This window comes from Vibrio sp. 10N.261.46.A3 (assembly GCF_041472995.1).
GTDB lineage: Bacteria > Pseudomonadota > Gammaproteobacteria > Enterobacterales > Vibrionaceae > Vibrio > Vibrio coralliirubri.
Window position 1 is genome coordinate 1 of the sequence record NZ_JBFRRH010000160.1, and the last position, 10,344, is coordinate 10,344.

The 10,344-nt window shown below is 44.0% G+C and carries 12 protein-coding genes and 2 pseudogenes; 4 read left to right on the forward strand and 10 right to left on the reverse strand.

The features are described 5' to 3' along the window. The 3 genes and pseudogenes from AB4484_RS25555 to AB4484_RS25565 form a co-directional block, all read right to left on the reverse strand. Positions 1 to 577, reverse strand: a pseudogene (locus AB4484_RS25555) (acetyl-CoA C-acyltransferase); the annotation flags it as partial. Positions 578 to 603: 26 nt separating this feature from the next. After that, positions 604 to 1,344, reverse strand: coding sequence for an SDR family oxidoreductase (locus tag AB4484_RS25560; protein ID WP_372080927.1), 741 nt, complete (start codon positions 1,342 to 1,344; stop codon positions 604 to 606). Positions 1,345 to 1,874: 530 nt separating this feature from the next. Continuing rightward, a complete protein-coding gene (locus tag AB4484_RS25565; protein ID WP_372080928.1) occupies positions 1,875 to 2,558 on the reverse strand; it encodes a hypothetical protein in 684 nt (227 codons plus the stop codon). A 96-nt stretch (positions 2,559 to 2,654) separates the two neighbouring features. Between AB4484_RS25565 and AB4484_RS25570 the strand changes: the two genes are divergently transcribed. Both AB4484_RS25570 and AB4484_RS25575 read left to right on the forward strand, forming a co-directional pair. Then, a complete protein-coding gene (locus tag AB4484_RS25570) occupies positions 2,655 to 3,230 on the forward strand; it encodes a hypothetical protein (RefSeq protein ID WP_060981222.1) in 576 nt (191 codons plus the stop codon). A 269-nt stretch (positions 3,231 to 3,499) separates the two neighbouring features. After that, the gene (locus AB4484_RS25575; RefSeq protein WP_017062621.1) at positions 3,500 to 3,742 is read left to right on the forward strand and encodes a hypothetical protein; all 243 of its coding nucleotides are present in this window, start codon (positions 3,500 to 3,502) and stop codon (positions 3,740 to 3,742) included. Positions 3,743 to 3,911: 169 nt separating this feature from the next. Here the strand turns inward: AB4484_RS25575 and AB4484_RS25580 are convergent, their stop codons facing one another. Then, complete coding sequence (locus AB4484_RS25580; RefSeq protein ID WP_017062622.1) at positions 3,912 to 4,370, reverse strand: Lrp/AsnC family transcriptional regulator; 459 nt, start codon at positions 4,368 to 4,370, stop codon at positions 3,912 to 3,914. Between the two features lie 149 nt (positions 4,371 to 4,519). Between AB4484_RS25580 and AB4484_RS25585 the strand changes: the two genes are divergently transcribed. Both AB4484_RS25585 and AB4484_RS25590 read left to right on the forward strand, forming a co-directional pair. Beyond that, a complete protein-coding gene (locus tag AB4484_RS25585) occupies positions 4,520 to 5,449 on the forward strand; it encodes a DMT family transporter (protein ID WP_372080932.1) in 930 nt (309 codons plus the stop codon). Positions 5,450 to 5,607: 158 nt separating this feature from the next. Further along, positions 5,608 to 6,072, forward strand: a complete 465-nt coding sequence (locus AB4484_RS25590; RefSeq protein WP_017062624.1) for a hypothetical protein — start codon at positions 5,608 to 5,610, stop codon at positions 6,070 to 6,072. A gap of 49 nt (positions 6,073 to 6,121) precedes the next feature. Here AB4484_RS25590 and AB4484_RS25595 read toward each other — a convergent pair whose 3' ends face one another. The 6 genes and pseudogenes from AB4484_RS25595 to AB4484_RS25620 form a co-directional block, all read right to left on the reverse strand. After that, complete coding sequence (locus tag AB4484_RS25595; protein ID WP_372080929.1) at positions 6,122 to 7,495, reverse strand: sensor histidine kinase; 1,374 nt, start codon at positions 7,493 to 7,495, stop codon at positions 6,122 to 6,124. Between the two features lie 66 nt (positions 7,496 to 7,561). Then, positions 7,562 to 8,293, reverse strand: a complete 732-nt coding sequence (locus AB4484_RS25600; RefSeq protein WP_372080933.1) for a response regulator transcription factor — start codon at positions 8,291 to 8,293, stop codon at positions 7,562 to 7,564. Between the two features lie 81 nt (positions 8,294 to 8,374). Beyond that, positions 8,375 to 9,055 (reverse strand): spondin domain-containing protein, encoded by a 681-nt coding sequence (locus tag AB4484_RS25605; protein WP_372080930.1) that lies wholly within the window; start codon positions 9,053 to 9,055, stop codon positions 8,375 to 8,377. 9 nt (positions 9,056 to 9,064) lie between these two features. Further along, complete coding sequence (locus tag AB4484_RS25610; protein ID WP_372080931.1) at positions 9,065 to 9,748, reverse strand: spondin domain-containing protein; 684 nt, start codon at positions 9,746 to 9,748, stop codon at positions 9,065 to 9,067. Continuing rightward, positions 9,741 to 9,881, reverse strand: a complete 141-nt coding sequence (locus AB4484_RS25615; RefSeq protein WP_181949898.1) for a hypothetical protein — start codon at positions 9,879 to 9,881, stop codon at positions 9,741 to 9,743. Before AB4484_RS25615 ends, AB4484_RS25610 begins: the two co-directional genes overlap by 8 nt. Before the next feature lie 263 nt (positions 9,882 to 10,144). Beyond that, positions 10,145 to 10,333 (reverse strand): annotated as a pseudogene (locus AB4484_RS25620) (50S ribosome-binding protein YggL); the annotation flags it as partial. Positions 10,334 to 10,344: the final 11 nt, after the last annotated feature.

Below are 10,344 nucleotides of genomic sequence, written 5' to 3' on the forward strand. Positions count from 1 at the left end.
CTTCAATCGCAGCAACGGCTTTCTGTTGGCTTTCTAAAGCATAGTTATCTTGAGCTAGGCGCGAAATATTCAACGTGTTCGCGATATTCTCAGCGGTCATGCCCATGTGGTAATGATTAAACGCATCGGTTAAGCCATCACCAACCAGTAAGTCTTTCATTGAGATGTCACCCATTTTGTGACCATTACGAACGCTCGCTGGTACCACAAAAGGAATTTGTGACATCACTTCAACGCCAGCAGCAATAACCACTTCAGCATCTTGTGCTTTGATGTGCGCCGCTGCGTCCATCACTGATTTCATGCCGCTTCCGCAAATCATGTTCACACCGTATGCTGGTGTTTCTTCAGGAAGCCCTGCATAAATGGAAGCCTGACGAGCAACCCCCATGCCTTGACCTGCCGAAATCACGTTGCCGACGATCACTTCATCAATCGCATCTAACGAAATATCGACAGACTCAAGTGCACCTTTGATCGCAACGCCAGCCAGCTCGCCCGCAGATACGTTTTTTAGCGACCCGGTAAATGCACCAATAGGAGTGCGCTTAGCCGCAACAATAAATACTTTTTCCATCATTCCAATCCCTTGAGTTTCGCCAATTAGTGCATGTACAAGCCGCCATTCACAGACAATGTCTCGCCTGTAATGTACGCGCCAGATTCACTCGCTAAAAAGCCCACTGCGTCTGCAATTTCAACAGGTGTTGCTAAGCGTTTCATCGGGATTTGGTTCTTGATTGAATCCAGTACTTCAGGCTTCATTTGCTCAACCATAGGCGTTGCTGTGTAGCCAGGGGCAATCACGTTCACGGTTACGCCGCTACGAGCGCCTTCCGCAGCCAATGCTTTAGAGAAACCAATCATTCCAGCTTTTGCTGCCGAGTAGTTAGTTTGTCCAAATTGGCCTTTAAGACCATTGACAGAAGAGATATTGATGACTCGGCAGTTACCCTTTTCACACATAGGAGCGAACAAAGGTTGAGTCACGTTGAACAAACTGTTTAAGTTCGTTTCGATAACCTCTTTCCACGCTTCGGCATCCATCTTTTTAAAGACGCTATCACGTGTAATACCTGCGTTATTGACTAGAACATCCACCGTGCCTTCTTCTTCTAACAACTTGCTTAAGCTCAGCGCACATTCCGCAGTATTGGTAACATCTAATTCAAACAATCTCACTTGATCTTCGGTGAATTGTTTTTCGTGAAACCAATCCAAGGCACATTGGTAATTTCCAGTAAAATAAGTCGCGATAACACGATAGCCGTCTGCAACTAATTTAGAAGAAATTGCTGAGCCGATACCGCCTTTTGACCCTGTAATTAAAGCAAGCTTTTTCATTAATGGTTCCATCCCTTACAAGCAATTAAATAACAATGATGTTAATAAGATAATGTCTTAGTTGATAATTAAACTTTACGTTTTGCTTTAATTAAACCCTACAGCTCAAAATCAAAAAGTATTATTACAAATATAAAATATTTTCGTATTATGATTAAAAACTAGACCTACATCCCAAAACCAATGAAATGTTACGAATATGTAAATCTACGTAAGACTCTGATATTAATAAGTTTTATTTAATTTTACTTTTATCACCAAGCAGATAAGCCTTTGTAAATACGAGATAAATCTATATCTCTCAGCTTGTTTCAAGAATAATGCAATGTGGGAATTTGAAATGATTGATCACGAGAATAATAGCAAAGCTCTTATTAGCCATTAATAAATGGTTCCTAATAATTCTATATGAGCTTCAATATAATTAACGTTCTAAATGGGGAAGATGAGCATAATGAATAGACAAAAAAAGCCCACTCAATCTATGAGTGGGCTTAAGTAAATAGTATTAATAAATAGAGCGTGGGATCTTACTTCGTAAATATTTCATTTGTATTTACATCAAGATAAATTTTGTTTTCAAGGGACAACCCACCACAATAAATAAAATAAACATCTCTGTGACTGTACTTAACAGATTTCACCCATCCGCCTAATTCTTCAAAATCACTTGGGGCACACTCCCCTTCAGAGATCAGTTTAGCCACCGAATTACGGAATTTTTCTTGATGGATCTTGAGGTCATCAGACTTAACCAAATAGGAATCCAATATCTCTTTGCTTTCTTTTTCCGAAATAATGACTTCATCATTCGATAAGCCTGACATAGAGACCCATTCCGCCGTCTGTGGGCCGCCTTCTTTAAGGACTATATAGTCTGAGATACGTGCCCATTCGCCTTGTTTCTCGAGTACCACCACCTTTTCTCCTTTATAGAGGTAATCTGCTATCAAGCCATCAATTTCAGGTTGCTCGACCACTTCAAGCTTTCTCTCCAAAACGTAAAATTCCGTCTGCTCGGTTTCAGGCTGAAGATCCATGATGGGTACAAGGTCAGATTCAGATTGCTCGGTAGCTTCTAACGCCGGCTCTTCCGTTTTCTCTTGTGAGATTGGGTCTTTATTCATGACCAAGAAGTAGTATGCCGCTCCTCCCCCTCCGCCCAATATCAACAACACAAGTAAAGCGATCAGCGCTTTTTTCATCAAATCCACCAGCTCTTCCGTTATAGGTATGTCTCAAGTGTACATCAACTCATGCTGCTGCTCATCTATACTCTCAATAGAGCGCACGGTAAGTAGAGGAAAGTCATGAGTTTTTGGGGGAAGGTTATCATTGTAAGCGTAACTTTGAGTGCCAATGTCGCTCTAGCGAATCATTGTGACCGTGAAAACTGGCAAACACTGTTGGATCGTCAGCTCTCTTTTGAAGGTCGCTATAATCAGTACACCAAAGAGTTCAACCAAGTTCTCTCAACCTACGAATCACAAACATTGTTATCTAAACACTTTAATGAAAAGCAGATCATTGAACTTTGGGCTAAGTACGAAGAAAGGTTTAATGTGCAGCTCAATAGTCATATGAATACCGCGTATGACGTCTCCGAGGTTTTGCTACAACAGGCGTATGTTGTGTCTAGTGAACTTGAAGGCGCTGACTCTCTAGCGTATTCATGGCAAGCCGTCGCCAAACACTGCACCAAAGCAAAACTCCCACGCCAGGCAGAAAGCGCGCAGGTGCACGTCCAAAGCTCACAATCACTCTCCCGAGATCTGCATACACTCAGTGAAAAATTCCGTCAGCTGTCTTCAAAATACCGCAGAGAAGCGACGATGATTGATGAAGCACGCCACATAAACCAACCGGTAAACGATGGATCAAACTGAAATCACCATTAGATTCTCTCACTCGTTCGACTGGACTTTTCCAATAAATATGCTCAATCCCATTCATAATATTCTAAGAACTCGTTAATCAAAGCTTTATCAATAGGTTGTAAAAGTAATGTGCTATCTATCAACAATGAAGTTCAATTTCCGACCAATGCAAGCGAGTATGTGAGATATTCATCACAAAATAGATTTACAAACGCCAGAAAATTGTTATCATGAATCTTCATATAACTTAATAACAAGAAACATTTTGGCTAGGTAATATGCAAAAGACTATGGCTTTCAACTGCTTGAGTAACACGGAATGGACTGCAGAGATAAGAGGTAAACTTTTATCTGTAGCTAAACACATGGAAGAGTTCGGTTCAGTAAGTGAGCTAGAGCTATGTAAGATATTTGGAGAGACAATTTGGAATGACGGCGTGGATTATCATTCACATGCTTTTTCATTCAGAATTAATGCACAAACTGGGGATTGTTCAATCTCTAACTTTAAGTATCACTAAGTTTTGCACCTATCATATACGGAGTACCTTTCACTAGGTGCTCCGTTTTTTATTGCCTGAAGCCTGACACTGAATGGATGATTTTTGATATTGACCGCGCTTCTGCTTTAGGAGTAAACCATTTCGTTCTCAGCTCATTCTACCTTCGTGTTACTGCTCAGAGTTTGGCTTAATCGGTATAAATTGGCAGTGGTGCATTGCCTTTTACTTGTCTTATCGCGAGGTGGGTATGAATATCTTTAACGTTAGAGAGCCTTTGAAGTTTTCTTGTAAATGCCTCGTAGGCCATCAAGTTCGGGCTAACCACTTCTAGCAAATAGTCATAAGCCCCAGATACAACGTGGCAACTGATCACCTCTTCCATCTCTACAACAGCCGCTTCAAACTTATCTATCGACACTTCTTGGTGGTTGTTTAGGCTCACCTCAACAAACACACTCATTGCGATGCCGACTTGTTCTCGTGACAAGCTCACACGATAACCGTCAATAATGCCCTTTTCTTCTAGCCTTTTGACTCGTCTTGCACAAGGCGAAGGTGATAACCCCACTTCATCAGCAAGTTCAGCCGTGGTTAACCTGCCATCTTTTTGTAGCAGTTCGAGAAGGTGCCTATCAATTCTATCCATAGTAAATACCAAACATTAGTTAAATCCGTTAATTATTTAGTGAATGTTAGCAGAAATCATCAACGATAGTTCAAGTTGGGCCAAAACTTGCCAACCTGTGGCACACCAACTGTTCCATAATGAGTCATCACCCACTCTCCTTCTATATTATGAATCTTGGCTACTTATCTATTACTGTCACCCTACTCATTTGGGCGAGCTTCTTCCTGTCTCTTAAAGGCGGCGCAAATTCAGATTTAACACCTGCCGATATCGCTCTCACAAGATTTCTCATACCGGCTTTGGTGTTATTGCCTTTGGTGTGGAAAGCACGCAGCGCGATTGCCGTCGTCCCTAAACGCTATCTAACGGGTATGTTTGTAGGTAGCGGATTGCCTTATCTGCTCGTTGCGGGAACGGCGATGCAGTTTGTTCCGGTATCTCATGGCAGTGCTCTTGTTCCGGGCACGCTTCCTCTGTTCGTTACAGGAATTGCGGTACTCTTTTTTAAGCAGCCACTCAGCCGACATCGTGTTGTTGGTTTAGGTTTGGTTTTGCTCGGCATACTGTTGTTTTTAGGGAGTAGCTTAAGCAGCTTCAACTTCGAATACACCAAAGGTCATTTGTTGTTTTTATGCGGAAGCTTAATGTGGGCGATGTTCACCATCTCAGCACGTGTCGCTAATCTTAATGCGTTAGTCAGTGCCGGTTTTATTTCTCTCTGTTCTACTTTGCTGTTACTCGTCCTAATCCTGACTGGAACCCTCCCAACCCACCTAATGGGCACACCAATCGCTAGTTGGCCCTTCACGGAGCTTGCCGTTCATTCAGCAGTGCAAGGCGTTGGGGCGGGTTTAATCGCGGCGTTCACTTACCTTTATGCGGTTAATACCTTAGGGGCTGAACGCTCTGCCGCTTTTGGCAGTGCAACACCCGCAGTGGCGACCTTGTTGGCGCTCCCACTATTCAACGAGATTCCTGATACGATGACTTGGCTCGCCCTTGGTTCTATTTGCATCGGCAGTTTGGTCGCGAGCAACATATTCATGAGAAACGACCAGTCGATGCAGTACCAACCGCCAAGCCACAGCAAAGCCTGATACTGCGTTCAAACCTAAATACAGTTCCCCTAAGCATCGATTTTAGGGCTTGTAGTACACAGATAAGCCCACAAACGTAGGCTTATCTAAAATCTGCTTTTTCTGAGCTCGCTTCTCCATTAAACTGTCCGACCTTTTTGCAGATCCAAGAGAACACCATGCAACGCGACTACACCTTAAATTGCTTAATCACCATGCCTCGCCATGAACTAGAAGAATTTAGTTTAAGAATGATTCATCGCCTTGTTCCTGAAGATGCAATGACGGAATTGTTTACGTTCGAGCAAGAAGAAGTCACCAGCGAAGAGCGCATGCAATCAGCAAAATTTGACGCAATGCTTCGAATGACCGCTATCGCGCTTGGTGAAGTGAACCTCGCCTTCTCAGAGTCGGATAACTCGCAACAGAACATCGAGCGAATGACTCGCCTACTGCTTTGGCACTTCTACTCAATTTCTTTCAACCTTGAAGAAGCAATCGCAATCGAAGTGCACTGTGAGAAAGTAGAAAAGATCTTAAAGAACGCACCTAAAGATGCGTTTGGCTGGGTTAAAGAATTAACTGAGCTGCTTCACTTCTACGCAAAAGTGAACGAAGGCAACGAAGACAGTAAAGACGCTTAACGTTACTTCTACTTAATTACGCATCAAGCTAAACCGAAGGCAGATAGAGCTATACCGAAGGCAAGTAAAAGCTTTGCTGAAAGGAGTTCTCTGCCTTTGTTGTTTCTAGCACACTGTGATGCAACATCAGTATCGACTGCGCGATTTTAGTGCCGATACCTAACGAACCATTCGGCGCTTCTAGTTCAACCTCATTATGAATCACCACCTTCACCCGTTTGGAATCCGCTTCAAAACCAACATCTAACGACACCGCGGTGCCACTTGGGCTATGCCTCAATGCATTATCTAAAAGATTCAAAATCAACCTCTCAAGCAAATCACCATCGCCCACAGCCTTGATTCCATTAGGCATATTAACGTTCAACTCAACATTTTTATGGCGATATTGGCTTTGTATCGTTTCTAAGCATTCGCTCATTAACCCATTGAAATCGATTGAAGCGTATTGATATGTGGGTACCGGGTTATCATTCTTGGCGCTATCTAACAGCGAATGGAGCTGTTCAGACAACTTGTTGCCGTTACGGTAAGCAACGTCAATTAACGGGTCTGATTGCGGGTTTTGAATCTTCCACGTTTCCAGATAACCCAACACACTCGACAATGGTGTTTTCAAATCATGACTGAGCTGTAATAAGCTTTGTCTGCGATGTGATGACTGATATTCAAGTTGCAAAAACTGCTGTTGAATGTGCTTCGCCATTAACTGATACGAGCGCGCAATCGGCACCAATTCTGGTACTTGATGAATGAAGTTCGGATCCAATCGAAAATCTTGCTCTGCTTGTTGTTGTAGCTTGTTGGTTACTGCTTCTATTGGGTTTAACAGGCTACGTTTGACCAACAGATAAGCCCCAACCGCAAAACCTAGGATAGAGATAAGCATGAGCCCCGCTAGCGCGATGTATGGCGTGTCGACCTGCGAATTGGCAATCACGGTGTGGCGATTACTGCCAATCAAAACGTACAGATACCCGACGGTCGAACCTAGCTCTTCAATCGCTGCCACAGAAAACACCTTACGAGCCCCGGGATTGATCGGATCTTCCCCCAGAATGGGATAAGGCTCGTCGTTTAAAAACTGTTGAATGGGTGCTAAGTCTATCTGGTTGGCTAACACAGTGCCTTCCGGCGCAGCATGAGTCGTAATCTTGCCCTGACTGTCGAGGAAATAGATATCGAAATCTGGCCCTATCAACATCAAGGTGTGGAATATGGATTTGAGCGCTTTAGGGTTGTAGTCGGTACCAATCATCAGAGGATTATCATCGCGCATATGAACCGCGAGCTCTTTGTGTAAGCTCTGCTTAGTTCTTTGTTCTATGGTCTCTTTTTGCCAATTATAGGTGTAAGCAATCACCACACTCACGAGCAGAAACCACAAACTGGTGAACAACACTAAACGCGATTTGAAACTCATGCTATCTCCTCGGTGGCGCTTGAGTCTTACTGGCCTTTAAGTAAGCTTGGGACGCTACACACAGGCTTAAGCTTTTGACTCAAACTTATAGCCAACACCCCAAACGGTTTTAATGAAATCATCATCACTATTCGGCATCGCAAGCTTGGTTCTTAGACGGTTGACTGTGCTACACACGGTATGGTGATAGCCAGAGTGATGAGTATTCCAAACATAATCGAGCAGCTCGTCTTTGCTATACACACGTCCCGGACGGGTTGCTAAGAAATGAAGTAAGGTAAACTCGGTAGCAGTCAGCGGTACGTCTTGGTTATTAAGTGACACCTGATGGCGTTCGGGTTGAATAGTGAGCCCACCAAAATTCATAATCGATTCTGCTGTCACAACCTCTTGAGTGGCTGATTCAACATGGCTTAAACGGCGAAGCACGTTCCTCACTCTTGCTTGAAACTCGAGAACGCTGAAAGGTTTCGTTATGTAGTCATCAACACCAGCTTCTAAACCTGACACCTTATCTAGCTCAGCGTCTCTTGCGGTTAGCATGAGTACTGGCGTCCAATCCTCTTGCTGACGCAACATTCGACAGAAATCGAGTCCGTCACCGTCTGGTAAGCCACGATCCAGTACGATCAAATCGAAATTACCCTCTTTATAGAGCGCCTGAGCCTTTTCGATCACATTAGTTCTGATTACGTTATGCCCTTGGAACTTAAGATGCATCTGCACCAGTTCAGCCAAGTCATCATCGTCTTCAACCAACAATATGTTTGCCATCAAATTTACTGCAGCACTATTCATGATCCCTGCTCTATTCTGAGTCTGCCCACCTTTCAATTGACCGGAACAGAGCAGGAATTCTTTCATCGTGCTTTCAACCTGTTACTCAGTTCGAGTAATGGTGATTCTTGCACCGGGGTTAAGGAAACGATGATTGGCACTTAAAGTAGAAGTCGTAAGGCCGTCATCTTGGCTGACTACGCCAGAGTGGAAACTCACTACATCGGTGTCATCTCGTGTGGTATTAAAACCTTCACCACCGCCTGCTGGTCCCGGAATGGTTGCAGCAAGCTCATCGTTCAGCTCAGTTCCCGAATCCCAAACATTCATATTCATGGTAAAGGTATCACCCACCGATAATGACTTGAGCGATAATCCAGATTCGCCGACAAACGCATCATTGGTGTTCACCAACATGGAAGCAACTGAGATATACCCTTCTTGATTTGGGTCGACACGGATCGACACCGTGTCTTGCTCACCTGAAAGAATCAGCCCATTGCCTGAGATGCCTTGATAAACATTGGCGTCACTGTCACTGAGCGCAAGTAATTGTGCATTACTGCCACCTTCCGCCAAGTATTCAAGATCGACAGAGGCACTTTGCCCAACTTCGAACAGGTCAAAGTTCGTATTGTGAGTCAACACCGCGAGTGGTGACATTGGTTGATTAGGAGTGAGGTTAGTAACACTCACATCATAGCGATAGTAATCGTCGTCATCGTCCGGACAACCCGCCAAAACAGCTACTGATGCAGCGATAAATAGAATTCTAGCTTTCATATATCCCCCTTACTTCACAACAATGGTGATAGTTGCAACAGGGTTTAACCAACGATGGCTACTGCTATCGAGGTCACTGATGCCGCCCGCCGCGTCACTATCACCAATGTTACCCGGATGAATATGAACCTTAGCGTTTGTTACTGCCGTTTCTACACCAGTGCCACCAGCGCCAAAGGTAATGAATGGAGGGTTCGGCATGCTGCCCGCCAGCTCATCATTGGCTTCTGTACCCGCGTCATAACCATTTAGAGTCGCTTTGTAGGTGCCCGCTTGAGTTGGGATTTTCCAGCTATCTAGACCAACAAAGCCGTCGTTGGTCGGCAGCAGCATGGCACCCAATGATAGGTACTCTAAATCACCAGTACTGATATCAAACGTAGTTGCGACGCCTGGGTTGAGGATTCCGGCGGCTGGATTCTCAACCACCACGCCTCCCGCGTTGGCAATGACACCAGATAAACCTGAAATATCGCCACCTTCGGCCATGGATTCTAGTTCCGCAGAAGCCGTTTCACCCGTTCTAAACATGAACAGGCTTGAGTCATGAGCCGCCGCTAAGATAGGCGTAAAGTAGATCCCTTTCGTTGCATTAGTGACAGTGATTTCAAGCTCAGCAGCCTGAACTTGAGCCGCTCCGAAGGCCAGCATAGCCGAGCTGATCACTAAGCTGATTTGAGTACGTTTATTCATTTTGATTCCATCCTTTATCGAGTCCTATCGTTGCCAACAAAACGAGTAACAGCGATATACCGTTACCTTTGCCAGAACGAACTGTGGTGTTGTTGACTCTAAGAATGGCGATCAAATCTATCAGCAACTTCATTGAATTCTCATAAAACTCTCACAAGTTTATCCAAACTTATTACTGCCAATAAAAATAGCGGTAAGGTATTAATATTTAGGCGAAAAGTATCAATTCATCATTTACGCAGGAAGGGATAGAAAAGAAGATAAAGAATAGAAATGGAACGAATAAAACGCAAAAAGGCCGAATCGATTTAACGATTCGGCCTTTATTCTGGCGTACTGTTACTCGTTCTAAAAGCCGTGTAGACCTCTAAGCAAAGCTAACAGTACAACATCAATTTAGAACGCGTAGTTTGCGTCAATCAGCTCGCTAACTTCCACTTTGCTTACTTCAGCACGAGCTTCAAGCCATTGTGCAACTTGCAGTTGTTCTGCTCCTGTTACTGAACGGTAGCGCTCAATTGAGCATAAGAAACCTTCAAACAGCTCAAGGCCGCCGCCACCAAAGCACAGACCGATGCTCTTGATTTAAATCGCAA

Excerpts from the sequence above, each read along its gene's own strand:
- AB4484_RS25610 (WP_372080931.1), bottom strand. The coding sequence starts at position 9,748 with ATGAATAAACGTACTCAAATCAGCTTAGTGATCAGCTCGGCTATGCTG.
- AB4484_RS25605 (WP_372080930.1), bottom strand. The coding sequence starts at position 9,055 with ATGAAAGCTAGAATTCTATTTATCGCTGCATCAGTAGCTGTTTTGGCG.
- AB4484_RS25595 (WP_372080929.1), bottom strand. The coding sequence starts at position 7,495 with ATGAGTTTCAAATCGCGTTTAGTGTTGTTCACCAGTTTGTGGTTTCTG.
- AB4484_RS25575 (WP_017062621.1), top strand. The coding sequence starts at position 3,500 with ATGCAAAAGACTATGGCTTTCAACTGCTTGAGTAACACGGAATGGACT.
- AB4484_RS25570 (WP_060981222.1), top strand. The coding sequence starts at position 2,655 with ATGAGTTTTTGGGGGAAGGTTATCATTGTAAGCGTAACTTTGAGTGCC.
- AB4484_RS25615 (WP_181949898.1), bottom strand. The coding sequence starts at position 9,881 with ATGAAGTTGCTGATAGATTTGATCGCCATTCTTAGAGTCAACAACACC.
- AB4484_RS25560 (WP_372080927.1), bottom strand. The coding sequence starts at position 1,344 with ATGAAAAAGCTTGCTTTAATTACAGGGTCAAAAGGCGGTATCGGCTCA.
- AB4484_RS25590 (WP_017062624.1), top strand. The coding sequence starts at position 5,608 with ATGCAACGCGACTACACCTTAAATTGCTTAATCACCATGCCTCGCCAT.
- AB4484_RS25600 (WP_372080933.1), bottom strand. The coding sequence starts at position 8,293 with ATGAATAGTGCTGCAGTAAATTTGATGGCAAACATATTGTTGGTTGAA.
- AB4484_RS25580 (WP_017062622.1), bottom strand. The coding sequence starts at position 4,370 with ATGGATAGAATTGATAGGCACCTTCTCGAACTGCTACAAAAAGATGGC.
- AB4484_RS25585 (WP_372080932.1), top strand. The coding sequence starts at position 4,520 with ATGAATCTTGGCTACTTATCTATTACTGTCACCCTACTCATTTGGGCG.